This window comes from Pseudaminobacter salicylatoxidans (assembly GCF_003148475.1).
Classification (GTDB): domain Bacteria; phylum Pseudomonadota; class Alphaproteobacteria; order Rhizobiales; family Rhizobiaceae; genus Pseudaminobacter; species Pseudaminobacter salicylatoxidans.
On record NZ_QGGG01000017.1, the window covers coordinates 1 to 14,980 of the forward strand.

General features: G+C 62.2%; 12 protein-coding genes and 1 pseudogene. 9 read left to right on the plus strand and 4 right to left on the minus strand.

Features of this window, described 5'->3' with window-relative positions:
• Positions 1-155 (plus strand): annotated as a pseudogene (locus C7441_RS19655) (IS630 family transposase); the annotation flags it as partial.
• A 126-nt stretch (positions 156-281) separates the two neighbouring features.
• On the opposite strand, the gene C7441_RS19660 reads toward C7441_RS19655, so the two are convergent.
• The 4 genes from C7441_RS19660 to C7441_RS19675 form a co-directional block, all read right to left on the minus strand.
• Positions 282-1,205: a dimethyl sulfoxide reductase anchor subunit family protein gene (locus C7441_RS19660; protein WP_109614329.1), complete on the minus strand. Its 924-nt coding sequence runs from the start codon at positions 1,203-1,205 to the stop codon at positions 282-284.
• A 4-nt stretch (positions 1,206-1,209) separates the two neighbouring features.
• A complete protein-coding gene (locus C7441_RS19665; protein WP_109614389.1) occupies positions 1,210-1,977 on the minus strand; it encodes a 4Fe-4S dicluster domain-containing protein in 768 nt (255 codons plus the stop codon).
• The gene (locus C7441_RS19670) at positions 1,974-4,820 is read right to left on the minus strand and encodes a molybdopterin oxidoreductase family protein (protein WP_109614330.1); all 2,847 of its coding nucleotides are present in this window, start codon (positions 4,818-4,820) and stop codon (positions 1,974-1,976) included. The genes C7441_RS19665 and C7441_RS19670 overlap by 4 nt, the downstream gene beginning before the upstream one ends.
• Before the next feature lie 148 nt (positions 4,821-4,968).
• Positions 4,969-5,406, minus strand: a complete 438-nt coding sequence (locus C7441_RS19675; protein ID WP_083867753.1) for a L,D-transpeptidase — start codon at positions 5,404-5,406, stop codon at positions 4,969-4,971.
• Positions 5,407-5,720: 314 nt separating this feature from the next.
• On the opposite strand from C7441_RS19675, the gene C7441_RS19680 reads away from it, so the two are divergent.
• From C7441_RS19680 to C7441_RS19715, 8 genes are all read left to right on the plus strand, one after another.
• Complete coding sequence (locus C7441_RS19680; RefSeq protein WP_109614331.1) at positions 5,721-7,322, plus strand: flavin monoamine oxidase family protein; 1,602 nt, start codon at positions 5,721-5,723, stop codon at positions 7,320-7,322.
• Between the two features lie 5 nt (positions 7,323-7,327).
• Positions 7,328-7,786: a c-type cytochrome gene (locus tag C7441_RS19685; protein WP_244425413.1), complete on the plus strand. Its 459-nt coding sequence runs from the start codon at positions 7,328-7,330 to the stop codon at positions 7,784-7,786.
• 100 nt (positions 7,787-7,886) lie between these two features.
• Positions 7,887-8,387 carry a RidA family protein gene (locus C7441_RS19690; protein ID WP_019173541.1) on the plus strand — a complete coding sequence of 167 codons (501 nt, stop codon included), beginning with the start codon at positions 7,887-7,889 and terminating at the stop codon, positions 8,385-8,387.
• Positions 8,388-8,536: 149 nt separating this feature from the next.
• Complete coding sequence (locus tag C7441_RS19695; protein ID WP_109614332.1) at positions 8,537-9,817, plus strand: acetylornithine deacetylase/succinyl-diaminopimelate desuccinylase family protein; 1,281 nt, start codon at positions 8,537-8,539, stop codon at positions 9,815-9,817.
• Between the two features lie 99 nt (positions 9,818-9,916).
• Positions 9,917-11,398, plus strand: coding sequence for an ABC transporter substrate-binding protein (locus tag C7441_RS19700; protein WP_109614333.1), 1,482 nt, complete (start codon positions 9,917-9,919; stop codon positions 11,396-11,398).
• 81 nt (positions 11,399-11,479) lie between these two features.
• Positions 11,480-12,427, plus strand: coding sequence for an ABC transporter permease (locus C7441_RS19705; protein WP_109614334.1), 948 nt, complete (start codon positions 11,480-11,482; stop codon positions 12,425-12,427).
• Positions 12,424-13,296: an ABC transporter permease gene (locus C7441_RS19710; protein ID WP_109614335.1), complete on the plus strand. Its 873-nt coding sequence runs from the start codon at positions 12,424-12,426 to the stop codon at positions 13,294-13,296. The genes C7441_RS19705 and C7441_RS19710 overlap by 4 nt, the downstream gene beginning before the upstream one ends.
• Positions 13,293-14,918 (plus strand): ABC transporter ATP-binding protein, encoded by a 1,626-nt coding sequence (locus C7441_RS19715; RefSeq protein WP_109614336.1) that lies wholly within the window; start codon positions 13,293-13,295, stop codon positions 14,916-14,918. The genes C7441_RS19710 and C7441_RS19715 overlap by 4 nt, the downstream gene beginning before the upstream one ends.
• Positions 14,919-14,980: the final 62 nt, after the last annotated feature.

Here is a 14,980-nt window from a genome sequence, read left to right on the forward strand (position 1 = left end):
AGGCCTTCGCTAAAATCAAGCATTGGATGCGAATGGCCCAGAAGCGAACTATCGAGGACACCTGGCGCCAGGTCGGACACCTCGTAACAACCATCGAAGCTGACGAATGCCAAAACTATCTCGCAAACGCAGGATACGCTTCCGTCAAAACGTGAAGGACTCTAGAGTCTGATCCCGAACCGAAGGACCGGCCTGCGAAAGCCGGCTTTCGGAAAAGGTCATTCTCGAACAAATAGAGAGAGCCTGACACGGCTCCGGAAAGTGTCACCGGGCTCCAGGTTTCAGCTACCATAGTAGTTCATGACCGCATGGCGCGCTTGGGCGAAAAACAGCCAGCGCTCCACGAAGACACCGCCCCAATGAATGACTGCCGCGAGCGCCGCACCCGCCGCCGCGATCACACCCTGCCCGCCAAGGATAGCGAGAACGAGCAGCAGAAGGGCCGGAACGACTCCTCCGGCAACGATGGCAATGCGCCACAGCTTCGCGGCATGCTTGCGCGCGACCTTGAAGCCCATTTCACGCGTCAGATAATTTTCGGTCACGTGCGGCCGCTCGAACAATCGCACGCGGCCGATGTCACCAAGACCGGTGGCGCTTTCGGGCGTTGAAAGTGGCACAAGGTTCTTCATGCGCTCACGCCAGCGCAGCTTTGTCGCCCACGCGGTGATGAGGAGCAATATGGCGAGAAGCGGCAAGGCAACCGTGTTTCCGCCACCTGCGAAGGCAAATGCGCTGGCAAGCACAAAGCCGCCTGCGGCCGCAAACAAAAGGTAGCAGGCGGGCGTCAGTCGCGTATGCCAAGCCTGCACCGATTTCAGCGAGGCATAGATCATCGCCGTGCAATAAACGGTGACGAGGCTGAGCGCCGTGCCCAAAAATCCGGGAAGCGCCAGATAGCGGCCTTCGATGACGCTGGCCCATGCCGACACGAGCAGCGGCACGAAGGTGACGATTGCCATCACGCCCTCCCGCGACAGCCAGCTGGAGCGCCATTGCGAAAACGCCCGCCATGCACGCTGCGGATTGCCCAGATGCCCGGTGGAAGAGAGCAGTCCCGCCGAGATCAGGGCCAGCGCCAGCACATGCGCGCATTTGGTGGCCAATGCTGCCGGATCGAGCAGGCCGAGCCCGAGCACCGCCGCAAGCCCGTAGCCAAGGCCGGAAAGAGTGGTGAAAACGATGATCGAAAAGGCGGGATGCATGAGGTCAGATTCTGTCCAGCATGCCGTCGAGCCAGGCAAAAAAGCCTTTTGCGCCCTCGGTGTTTTCCGCCAGCGGCAGCATGTGCGCGCTTTCGGCCAGAGATTTGCGCGGGCGCGGCGGCAGGTATTTGTTGACGGGTCGCGTCCCCTGTTCCGGCATCAGGTCGATACCGCCGCGTTCGGCCACAAGGATGGAAACCGCCGAGTTCGGATCACCGAGATCGCCGAAATGGCGGGCATTGGCCGGACAAGTGCGCACGCAGGACGGCACACGGTCCACCTCTTCCAGCGTCTCGTTGTAGATGCGGTCGATGCAGAGCGTGCATTTCTTCATCACGCCGGCGGCCAGATCCATCTCGCGTGCGCCGTAAGGACAGGCCCAGGCGCAAAGCCCGCAGCCGATGCACTTGTCCTCATCAACCAGCACGATGCCATCAGCGGAGCGCTTGTAGGACGCGCCGGTGGGGCAGACGGTGACGCAAGGGGCATCCTCGCAATGCAGGCAGGATTTGGGGAAATGCACGATGCGCGCCTGCCCCGCCTCCCCCACGACCTCGCCGCCTTCCGGCATCACCTCGAAACCGTGCACGCGATTGAGCCACGCACCTGAGACATCGGCGCCGTAAGGGTCCTGGTCGGACAGCGCAGAGCCATAGCCCCCGGTGTTCCATTCCTTGCAGCTCACCACGCAGGCGTGGCAGCCGACGCAGGTGTCGAGGTCGATAACGAGGCCAAGCTTTTTGGGTGCTGGCAAAGAAGGCAGTGAGGTCATGTCGCCCATTCCTGACCGTAGCGCAGAACCGAAGGATGCGGTTCGGTCTCCGGCTGCGCAATCTCCGGGAAATGCGGCTCACTGACTGCGCCCGCCTCGGCCTTCTCGATGCGGACGCGCAGATCGTACCAAGCCGCCTGCCCGGTGACGGGGTCGGAGTTCGACCAGCGCATGCCATCGGCGCGGGGCGGCAAAAGCTCGTTGATGAGATGGTTCATCAAAAAACCCTTGGTGGCTTCGGGCGCGTTGGCATCCAGCGCCCAGGTACCCGCGCGCTTTCCGATGGCGTTCCAGGTCCACATCGTGCGCGAATTGACAGCCTCCATACGCGCGATCTCGACCTTGATGCGGCCGTGGCTGGACGTGACCCATACCCAATCGCCGTCCGCAAGTCCAAGCTCGTCGCAGATCGACCCCGGCACATAGAGCGGGTTTTTCGTATGGATCTGCCGCAGCCAGGCGTTCATCGAGCCCCAGGAATGGTACATCGCAGCCGGTCGCTGGGTGATGGCATGATAGGGATAGGCTTCGCGGTCGACCATCGCCTCGCCGAGCGGCCTATACCATTGCGGCAGCGGGTCGAAGGCTTCCAGGATGCGCTCGCGATGTGTTTGCGGCGCCACCGGCTCGCGCAAGCCTTCCGCCGACAATCGGAACTTCTGCAGGGTCTCGGAATAAAGCTGAAACGTCACCGGCTGCGGCGTATCGAAAAAGCCCATGCGCACGGCAAAGTCCTGATAGGCCTGATTTGCGTGCTTCATGAACTGCGCCTCGAGCGGGATATGCGCGGAGAAAAACGAGCCGTTCTCGATATAGCGCTCAAGCTGATGGGGATTGGCCGCACCGCGCCCTGTCCTGTCGCCATTGCCGCCACGGAAACCGGCGAGCGGGCCGATACCGGGCCGCCGCTCGTGGCGTGCGATGTAGTCGGCATAATCCTTGTAGAGCGGATGACCGTGATTGTCCGCAAAGCCCGGCAGCTTCAGCCGTGCGCCGAGATCGAGCAGCACGGTCTGGAAGGCGCGCACGTCCCGATCCGGCTCCAGCACCGGCCAGCGGATGGCGTCCTGCACCGCGTCGGGCTCCGAGATCGGCCGGTCGAGCAGCGAAATGCAGTCATAGCGTTCCAGATAGGTCGTGTCTGGCAGCACGAGATCGGCATAGGCGACCATCTCCGAAGAATAGGCATCGGAATAGATGATCTTCGGGATACGGTATTCGCCGGTTACGGGGTCCTTGTCCGTCAGCATCTTCATGGTGCCGGCGGTGTTCATGGACGAGTTCCAGGCCATGTTGGCCATGTACATGAACAGAACGTCGATCGGGTACGGATCGCCGGCATGAGCATTGGCGATAACCATATGCATCATGCCATGCGCGGCGATCGGCGCGTCCCACGAAAACGCCTTGTCGATGCGCATCGCCTTGCCTTCGCCATCGACAAGCAGATCCTCCGGTCCGCGTGGAAAGCCGAGATGCGGGCCGGAAAGCGGTTTGTTCGAGCCAAAATGCTCGGCCTTGCCGTGCGGCGTCGGGTGCGCGGTCATTGGCTTGGGATAAGGCGGCTCGAAACGGAAGGCGCCGGGGCAATCGACCGCGCCGATCAGCACCTGCAGCATATGCAGCGCCCGCGCCGTCTGGAACCCGTTGGAATGAGCCGAAACCCCGCGCATGGCGTGGAACGACACCGGCCGCCCGACGAAATGGGGGTGCCGCTCGCCGTTCACATCCGTCCAGGGCTGCTCGACGATGATGGCCTCCTCGAAGGCGACGCGCGCGATCTCGGCGGCAAGCCCGCGGATCACGTCGGCCGAAACACCCGTCTCTTCCGATACGGCTTCGGGAGCATATTTCGGGTCGAGATATTTTTCGGCGAGAAGCTGGAATGAGGGCACGGCAAAGCGCCCATCATCCAGCTTGAAGCGCCCGGAAAGTGCTGGCAGCGCGCCTTTCGTGCCGACAGGCACGGGTCGCTCGGTGACGGTCTCGAAGACCAGCGCCCTGCCCTCGTCGTCGCGCGCGAACAGGCCGTGCCCGGCCGTGCCCGGCGCGTCGATCACCAGCCAAGGCGCATTCGAATAGCGCATGAGGTAATCGACATCGATCCTGCGCGCCTTGAGCAGTTCATGGACCACAGAGAGGATCAGCAGTCCATCCGTACCCGGCCGGATGCCGATCCAGCTATCGGCAACCGCCGAATAGCCGGTGCGCACGGGATTGACCGACACGAAGCGCGCGCCGCGCTGCTTGATCCTGCCGATGCCCATCTTGATCGGGTTCGAATCGTGATCCTCGGCTACGCCGAACATGACGAACAGCTTTGTCCGTTCCCAGTCGGGTGCGCCGAATTCCCAGAAGGCCCCGCCCAGCGTCATGATTCCGGCCGCCGCCATGTTGACCGAACAGAAGCCGCCATGGGCGGCATAATTCGGCGTGCCGAACTGCTGCGCCCAGAAGCCGGTCAGCGACTGCGACTGGTCGCGCCCCGTGAAGAAGGCGAGCTTTTTCGGGTCGGTGTGGCGCACTTGGCCCAGCCATTCGGTGGCGGTGGAAAGCGCTTCTTCCCAGGAGATTTCCTCAAACTGACCAGAGCCGCGCGGCCCCACGCGCTTCAGCGGCGCACGCAACCGGGCCGGCGCATAATGCTGCATGATGCCGGCCGAGCCCTTGGCGCACAGCACGCCGCGATTGACCGGATGGTCGCGATTGCCCTCGATATAGCGGATCTTGCCGTCTTTGAGATGCACGTTGATGCCGCAACGGCAGGCGCACATATAGCAGGTCGTCTTGCGGACCTCGTCCGCCACGGGCCTGGACAATGCGATGCGCGGCTCGGAATTCATCGGTGCGGTTCCTCCGATCCCAGTCCTAGCAGAGCGCAATCGAAATGAAATGCCCGAAAGATTCATTTCACGGCTAATATGGTCTCGCAAACCATACTACTATGGAAAAGCATTCTGATTCGCTTGCATCACAAGCAAAACACGCGAATCAGTTGGACACGACGATCCTGGTATTCGCAGGCCCGGCCTTCTTCACCAGTGCGAAGAATCGTGCAGCATTCGGCGTGGCCAGCCTCACGCAACCATGTGAAGCCGGACGCCCGAGACGTCGAACGGCATTCGTGCCATGTATGGCATAGCCACCCCGAAAGAATACAGCATACGGCATGGGGCTCATGTCGTACTTGCGTGAGTACCACATCCGGTTCATCCGCACCGGGCGCCAGCTTCCGCGCGGCGTTACATACCCTTTTCTTGCTGTCGAAACCCGCCATTTATGAATGACGCGACCATGCTTTCTAACAGTCATGGTTTGTGTGGATATGTTGATATTCGCGACAAGTGACGCTGCACTCACATACTCCGTATATCCAACACACATCAGAACCAGAGCCGCCAATGACGTTACTTTTATAAAGCTCATCATGCGACCCTCCCCAGAGAATTACCGCACGACACCAAAGCGCCAGCGGCAATAAAAATATTAATGAAACTCACCCTGGAAAACTAGGAAGATACTGAGAGATGACAAGGAACATGACCGGCGGGCCCAAAATCAGGGAGTAACCGCCCGTTTCATTACGCCAACACGCATTGGACAATTGCGCCATTTCACAACGCAACATTGACTTGCCAGGGGGTAAGCATAATTTCCTCCCATGACTGGAACCTCCCAATACCCTTCCAGTCACAAAAGGCACGGCCATCATTCAGGGGGCCTATAGCCGGAAGGATAATATAATGAACCAAAACCAATTGCTTACCGGCATCAGCCGGCGAAACCTGCTATCGCTGATCGGCCTCACGGCCGGCAGCGCGGTCATGTATCAGGCCATGACCAGCCTGGGACTCGCGGCGGAGTCCGGCTTCAAGGGACCGATCAAGCTGGAAGGCGACCCCAAGGGCGCCACTGTGCTCATTCTGGGCGCCGGCCTGGCCGGCATGCTGGCTGCGATGGAGATGCGCAAGGCCGGCTATAAGGTCAAGATTCTGGAGTACAACAATCGCGCCGGCGGCCGTAACTGGACCGTGCATGGTGGCGACACCTTCACCGAACTGGGCGGCGCGACCCAGACCTGCGAATTCGACAAGGATCAGTACATCAATCTGGGTCCGTGGCGCATTCCCTATCACCACAACGGCCTGCTTCACTACTGCCGGGAACTCGGCGTGACGCTGGAGCCCTTCCAGCAGATCAACCACAACGCATTCCTGCACTCCACCGAAGCCTTCGGCGGCAAGCCCCAGCGCGTGCGTGAAATCAAGACCGATTTCCAGGGCCATGTTTCCGAACTGCTCGCCAAGGTGACGCAGAAGGGCAAGCTTGAAGGCGACGTCACCAAGGAAGACCAGGAGATGCTTCTGGAGGCGCTCCGCAGCTGGGGCGCGCTCGACAAGGACTATGCCTACACCAAGGGCATGACCTCCGCCGAGTTCCGCGGCTTCGAGAAGGATCCGGGAGGCGGCCTCGGCGCGGCTCCGATCCCCGGCGAGCCGATCAGCCTGCCCGACATCCTGAAGTCGGGCCTGTGGGGCAGCCTGGCCAATTTCGGCCTCTACGAGTTCCAGACCACCATGTTCCAGCCGGTCGGCGGCATGGGCAAGATCGGCGAGGCATTTGCCAAGCAGGTCAGCGACGTCATCACCTTCAATGCCAAAGTCACCAAGATCGAGCAGAACGACAAGGGCGTGACCGTGTCCTATGAGGACGTGAACAACCCCGGCACCGTTCACCAGGAAACGGCCGACTGGTGCGTATGCACCATTCCGCTCACCATCCTCAGCCAGATCGACGTCCAGGTCGGCGCGCCGATGAAGGCGGCTATCGACGCAGTTCCCTATGCCTCGTCGGTGAAGGTCGGGCTTCAGTTCAAGCGTCGCTTCTGGGAAGAGGACGACCTGATCTTCGGCGGCGTCAGCTACACCAACCTGCCGATCACGCAGATCTCCTACCCGAGCACCAGCTTCAACACGTCCGGCAAGGGCGTGCTGCTGGGTTGCTACACCTGGAACGGCCCGAACTCCTACGAGTTCAGCTCCATGTCGCCGGAAGAACGTGTCAAGCGCGCCGTGGAATACGGTTCGCAGATTCATCCGCAATACAAGGATGAGTTCGAGAACGGCGTATCCTGGGCCTGGCACCGTTCGCCCTACACCCTCGGCTGCGCCGGCGACTGGACGGACGAGACGCGCAAGGAGCACTATGACAACCTGTGCCAGATCGACGGCCGCATCGTGCTTGCCGGCGAGCATGCTTCGTACATTCCTGCCTGGCAGGAAGGTGCGATCCTGTCCTCGCTGAACGCGATCGAGCGTCTGCACCAGCGCGTCATGCAGGGATGATGGCCATGCCGTTTCATCCCTCATCCCTCAACTATGCAAGGCATGTCACCATGACTCCCCAGACCAAACGGCCGCTTGGCCTTCTCGCCGCCACGGTGGCGTTCACCGCCTTCGCCGCTTCCGGCGCCTTCGCCGATTCGGCGGGAGCGACCTTCAGCGAAGGCAACAAGTTCACCGAGGAAACCGGCGAGGCGCTCTACGCCAATGTCTGCCAGGCCTGCCACATGGACCAGGGCCAGGGCGCGGTCGGCGCGGGGCACTATCCGGCTCTCGCCAAGAACGAGAACCTGGAGTCGTCCGGCTATCCGGTTTACATCGTGCTGCATGGCCAGAAGGGCATGCCGGCGGTCGGCCAGATGATGAGCGACGAGCAGGTCGCTGCCGTCGTCAACTACGTCCGGACGCACTTCGGCAACAACTACACCGACAAGGTGACCGCCGAGGAAGTGGCCGAAACGCGATAGGCTCGGGACCAAGGCGGCCGGCCCCATGCGGCGTGCCGGCCGTCAGGGTCAGGACCTTGGGTTCTGACCCGAAACCAGACATCGAAAAAAGGAGAAGACGATGAAGAATATGCGGATCGGAACCGCCACTCTGGCGGTTGGCCTGTTGCTGGCCGGCAGCGCGATGGCCGAGGACGTCGTGCGCCACAAGATCCCGAATTCCGATTTCCCCATCGCACGGGCGGTGGAGGTTCCGGCCGGCAAGACGACCGTCTACCTCAGCGGCGCAACTCCCAGCGTTATCGATGAGAAGGCCGAGAAGAACAGCATCGCATCTTTCGGCAACACCAAGGCCCAGACCGAATCGGTCCTGAAGTCGATTGAGCAGAACCTCGAAAGCCTCGGCCTGAAGATGGGCGACGTGGTGAAGATGCAGGTCTTCCTGATCGGCGATCCTGAAAAGGACGGCAAGATGGATTTTGCCGGCTTCATGGAGGGCTATACCCAGTTCTTCGGCACCGAAGCCCAGCCTAACCTGCCGACCCGCTCGGTGTTCCAGGTTGCCGGCCTTGCCAATCCGGGCTGGCTGGTCGAGATCGAGGTTACGGCCGTTCGTCCGTAATCCCACAGTTTGTGCATTCTCTCGCCGCCCCTCCGGGGGCGGCGTTTTTTATGGTCCGTTGGCTCACACCGCACCGCTCGACTTCGGCCAGACGACGTGTAGATTGAACTGATCGCCACGAGATCGGACAAATAGCTCGCGTCGCCAGCATGAATGAAAAGCTTCTGAAAACGATCGACAGCCGGATCGACGAGCTTGTCGAACTCACCGCGGACCTTATCCGCTTCCCCACCGTCAATCCGCCGGGCGAGGCCTACCGGCCCTGTGCGGAATATATCGGCGAGCGGCTTAAAAAGCGTGGCTTCGGCGTTGAATATGTGCGTGGCGAAGGCACTCCCGGCGACACCGACCGCTATCCGCGCACCAATGTGGTCGCCCGCTTCGACGGCCGCAGCCCCGGCCCGACCGTGCATTTCAACTCGCATATCGACGTGGTGGAGGCCGGCGACGGCTGGACCGTCGATCCCTTCGCCGGCATCGTGAAGGATGGCCGCGTGTACGGGCGCGGCGCCTGCGACATGAAAGGCGGGCTTGCCGCCTCCATCATCGCTGCAGAGGCCTTCATGGATGTTTACCCTGACTTCCCCGGCGCGATCGAGATTTCCGGCACCGTAGATGAAGAGTCGGGCGGCTTCGGCGGCGTCGCCTATCTTGCCGGCAAGGGCTATTTCTCCAAGCCGCGCGTCGATCATGTCATCATCCCCGAACCGCTCAACAAGGACCGTATCTGCCTCGGCCATCGCGGCGTCTGGTGGGCGGAGATCGAGACCAAGGGCGAGATCGCGCACGGCTCCATGCCGTTCCTCGGCGACTGCGCGGTGCGCCACATGGGCGCCGTTCTGGCCGCCTTCGAGGAAGAATTGTTCCCCTCCCTCGACCGCAAGCAGACGAGCATGCCGGTGGTGCCGGAAGGCGCGCGGCGTTCGACCATGAACATCAACTCCATCCATGGCGGCCAGACCGAGGATTTTCGACCCGGCCTGCCTTCACCCAACGTGCCGGACTGGTGCCGCCTCACCATCGACCGCCGCTTCCTGCTGGAAGAGAAGATCGATGAGGTCAAAGGCGAAGTCACCTCGATCCTGGACCGGCTGAAACGCGAGCGGCCGAAATTCGACTACGAAATCCGCGACATCATGGAAGTGCAGCCCACCATGACGGAACGCGATGCGCCAGTGGTGAAGGCGGTGGCGCGCGGCATCCAGGAGATTTTCGACCGCGAGCCGCAATATGTGATCTCGCCTGGCACCTACGACCAAAAGCATGTGGCGCGCATCGGCCACATCTACGATTGCATCGCCTACGGCCCCGGCATCCTCGACCTTGCGCACCGTCCCGACGAATGGGTGGGTATAGAGGACATGGTGCAGTCGGCCAAGGTGATGGCCATCGGCCTCGGTCTTTTGCTACGGGGCAAGCTCGGACACTGATTCCATCCGGCTGCGGCTTTGCCGCAACAACATGATTTACTAAGGGGAAGATTCACGCTTCTATCCGTGCGCGTGGAAGGGAACGGGAGTAGGCCAACAATGAAAACTTGGAAAACGATCCTTGCGGCTGCGGCAATCGCGCTGGCGACGAGCACGGCGGCGATGGCTGCCAGAACCGATCTCGTGGTCGGCGTTGTGCTGGAGCCGCCGCATCTCGACCCGACGGCAGGCGCCGCCGCGGCTATCGACGAAGTGGTCTATGCCAACGTCTTCGAGGGCCTGACCCGCGTCGGCCCCAAGGGCGAGGTTCTGCCGGATCTGGCCGAAAGCTGGACCGTTTCGGATGACGGCAAGGTCTACACCTTCAAGCTGCACAGCGGCGTCAAATTTCATGACGGCAGCGATTTCAGCGCGGACGACGTGAAATTCTCGCTCGACCGCGCCCGCGCGGAGGACTCGACCAACGCGCAGAAGGCACTGTTCGAGGCGATCGACACCGTCGAGGTCGTAGACCCCACCACCGTCAAGGTAACGCTGAAGCAGCCGCAGGGCGCCTTTCTCTACAACATGGCATGGGGCGACGCGGTGATCGTCTCGCCCAAATCGGCCGACACCAACAAGGAAAAGCCGATCGGCACCGGACCGTTCAAATTCGACAGCTGGGCGCGCGGCGCGGCGATCAAGCTGGTCAAGGCGGACAATTATTGGGGCGCACCGGCCGCGCTCGACAAGGTCGAATTCCGCATCATTCCCGATGCGTCGGCAGCCGTGCCGGCGTTGCTGTCGGGCGACGTGCAGGCCTTCCCCAACATGCCCGTGGGCGACAGCCTGTCCCAATTGCAATCGGATCCACGCCTGAAGGTGGTGATCGGCTCGACCGAGGGCGAGACTATCCTCGCCATGAACAACAAGAAGCCGCCCTTCGACAATCTCAAGGTACGGCAGGCGATTTCCCATGCGCTCGACCGCAAGGCGATCATCGACGGCGCATCAAATGGCCTCGGCACGCCGATCGGGTCGCATTTCGCGCCGCACAACCCGGCCTATATCGACCTGACCGGCACCTATCCGCATGACGTCGAGAAGGCTAAGGAACTGCTGAAGGAAGCGGGCCTCGAAAACGGCTTCAAGACCACCTTGAAGCTGCCGCCCCCGCCCTATGCCCGTGACGGCGGCCAGATCATCGCCTCGGAGCTGCGCGAGATCGGTATCGACGCAGAGATCGTCCCGCTCGAATGGGCCGATTGGCTGAAGCAGGTCTTCACCGACAAGGATTATGACATGACGATCGTCTCGCACACCGAGCCGAACGACATCGATATCTATGCGCGCAAGGACTACTACTTCAATTACGACAACGCCGCCTTTGACAAGGTGATCGATGAGTTGAACCTCACCTCAGACGAGGCCAGGCGCAGGGAACTTTACGGCGAGGCGCAGAAAATCCTCGCGCAGGATGCGCCCGTCGGCTTCCTGTTCGAACTCCCGAAGATCGGCGTCTGGGACGCCAAGCTCGAAGGCATGTGGGACAACTCCCCGATCCAGGCCAACGACCTGACCAAGGTCAAATGGGCGGAATGAGTTGAAGGAAACTAGACAGCTTTGCGCTTTACGTCACAACGTAGGGAATAAACGCTTCTCGACCACGGCATCCCTGTTCCCATGACCGCCTACATCACCAAACGGCTGCTTATCGCGCTGGTGACGATTCTGGTCGCCTCGGTGATCGTGTTCTCCATGCTGGAGATCGTGCCGGGCGACCCCGCGCGCGTGATGCTGGGTATGAACGCCACGCCGGAGGCCTTGCAGGCGCTACGCGACCAGATGGGCCTCGATCAACCGCTGCTCGTCCGCTATTTCGACTGGATCGGGCAGCTTCTGGTGTTCGATTTCGGCAAATCCTACACCTACAACATCCCCGTCCGCGATCTCATTGCCGAGCGTGTGGTTGTCTCGCTCCCCCTGGCCATCATGGCGCTGGCGCTCTCGACGCTGATCGCCATTCCCGTCGGCATCTTTTCAGCCGAACGGCGCGGGCGCATGGCAGACACCCTTTCCATGGGCGCTGCGCAGATCGGCGTCGCCGTACCCAACTTCTGGTTCGCGCTGCTGCTTGTCTATGTCTTTGCCGTATGGCTGCGACTTGTTCCGGCCGGCGGCTTTCCCGGCTGGGGTGCGGGTGCCTGGCCGGCGCTGAAAGCACTGATCCTGCCCGCAATCGCCCTTGCCCTGCCCCAGGCCGCGATCCTGTCGCGCGTCACGCGCTCGGCGATGCTGGACGTGCTGGGCGAAGATTACATCCGCACCGCGCGCGCAAAGGGCATGCCTCGCAATGTCGTGCTGTGGCACCATGCGCTGCGCAACGCGCTGATCCCCGTACTGACGATCCTCGGCCTGCAATTCGCCTTCCTGCTGGCCGGCACCATCATCATCGAGAACGTCTTTTATCTCCCCGGCCTTGGCAGGCTGGTCTTTCAGGCCATCACCCAGCGCGATCTGATCGTGGTGGAGGGCGTGGTGATGCTGCTGGTGGCTGTGGTGGTGCTCGTCAACCTGCTGGTCGATCTCTCCTACGCGGTGGTCGATCCGCGTCTGAGGACAAGCCGATGACGATCATTGCCGACGAGCCTGTCCCCGAGCCGCAGCCCGGCTTTCTCGCACTGGCACTACGCAACCGTTCCTTCGTCGTCGGCGCGCTGCTTACGCTGTTCATCGCCGGCATGGCGCTGCTGTCCTTCTTCTGGACGCCTTATGACGTGACCAGACTGGTGGTGGCGGACCGGATGCTGCCGCTTTCTTCGGCGCATTGGTTCGGCACCGACCAGTTCGGCCGCGACGTGCTGTCGATGATCATGATCGGCGCGCGCGCGTCGATTGCGGTGGCGCTGGTGGCCGTGGTGATCGGCTTAGGCGTGGGCGTGCCGCTGGGCTGCTGGGCGGCCGCGCGCGGCGGCATCGTCGACGAGGTGCTGATGCGCTTCAACGACGTGGTGTTCGCCTTCCCTGCCCTGCTGATGGCGATCCTGATAACCGCGATCTTCGGGCCGAGCGCGACCAACGCCGTCATCGCGATCGGCATCTTCAACATTCCGGTTTTCGCCCGCGTGGCGCGCGCAGGCGCGCTCGCCATCTGGCCGCGCGAGTTCATCCTCGCCGCGCGTGCCGCCGGCAAGGGCAAGGCGCGCATCACCGCCGAGCATATATTGCCCAACATCGCCAACCTGCTTCTGGTGCAGGGCACGATCCAGTTCGCGCTCGGCGTGCTGGCCGAGGCCGGCCTCTCCTATGTCGGGCTGGGCGTGCAGCCGCCAATGCCAAGCTGGGGTCGCATGCTCTTCGACGCGCAGCCGCGCATGATGGTGGCCCCCACTCTGGCGCTGTTTCCGGGCCTTGCCATCGTCATCACCGTGCTCGGCCTCAATCTGCTCGGCGACGGCGTCAGCGACGCTATCGATCCCAAGCTGAGGCGGCAACGATGAGCCTGCTGGAGATCGAAAAGCTGTCGCTGAACATCGGCCGCATCCCGATCCTGAAGGACGTGGACCTGACACTCGACGCCGGCGAAGTAATGGGGCTGGTGGGCGAATCCGGCTCCGGCAAGTCGATGACGGCCATGGCCGTCATGCAACTTCTGCCCAGCGTGGCGAAGGCAATGGGCCGCGTACGTTTCGACGGCATCGACATTCTGGCTGCACCGGAAGCGGCCATGTGCAAGTTGCGCGGCAACGAGATCGGCATGGTGTTCCAGGAGCCGATGACCGCACTCAATCCGGTGAAAACCATCGGCGAACAAGTGGCCGAGGGCATTCGCTGGCACACCGGTGCCACACGCACCGATGCCGAGGACCATGCCCGGAAAATCCTCGACCGCGTCGGTTTACCGGAGAAAAGCTTTCCGCTGTCGCGCTATCCGCACGAACTTTCGGGCGGCCAGCGCCAGCGCGTGGTCATCGCCATCGCCTGCGCACTCAGGCCCAAGCTCCTGATCGCCGACGAGCCCACCACCGCGCTGGATGTGGTGCTGCAGGCGCAGATTCTCGACCTTCTGCGCGATCTGGTCGACGAAAACCGGATGGGCCTGCTTCTGATATCGCACGATCTCGCGGTCGTCACAGAGATGTCCGACCGCGTCACCGTCATGCGCCATGGCGAGGTGATGGAGACGGGCGAGACCGCATCGACCCTCTCCGCGCAAGAACATCCCTATACGCGCCAGCTCGCGCAGGCCTCCATGCATGTGCCAGCGCGGGCAAGGATTCGCGGAGCAGAGCAACCGGCGCACGACCTGCTGAAGGTTGAGGCCGTGACGCGCGACTATCCCGGCCGCCGCGCTTCCCTGTTCCGCAAACCCGAGCCGATGCGTGCGGTCGATGATGTGTCCTTCTCGATGAAGGAAGGTCAGTCGACTGCGCTGGTCGGCCGTTCGGGCTGTGGAAAATCGACGCTGGCGCGCATGATCCTGGCGCTCGACCAGCCGACCGGCGGCGCCATCCATTTCATGGGCGAGAAACTGACGAGCCGAGACGAGGCCATGCTGAAACCGGCGCGGCGCAACATGCAGGTGGTTTTCCAGGACCCCTACGGCTCGTTCAACCCGCGCCACAAGGTCGAGCGGCTGGTGGCCGAACCGCTGCACACGCTGGAAAAGCAGCCGCAAGGCGCCGAGCGCCGCGAACTGGTCGCACGCGCGCTGCACGAGGTCGGGTTGAAACCGGCAGACATGGACAAATATCCGCACGAATTTTCCGGCGGCCAGCGCCAGCGCCTGTCCATCGCCCGCGCCATCATCACGCGCCCCAAGCTGGTGGTGGCCGACGAGCCCGTCTCGGCGCTGGACGTGTCGATCCGCGCCCAGATTTTGGATCTCTTCGCGGATCTCAACCAGCGGCTGGGTATCGCCTATCTGTTCATCACCCACGATCTGTCGGTGGCGCGCGCCATAACCGACGACGTGATGGTGATGCATGACGGCAGGATCGTCGAGCGCGGCAGGACATCGGACGTGCTCGACAATCCGCAATCGGAAGCGGCCAGGGCGCTCGTCTCGGCCTCACCCGACCTGCGCCGCGCGATCGCCAAGAAACTGCAAGAGCAGGGATAGCAGCACCCCTCTCCCGTTTAGTTCCGCAAACCACCCTCTCCCCGATGGAGCAGAAATCCCGG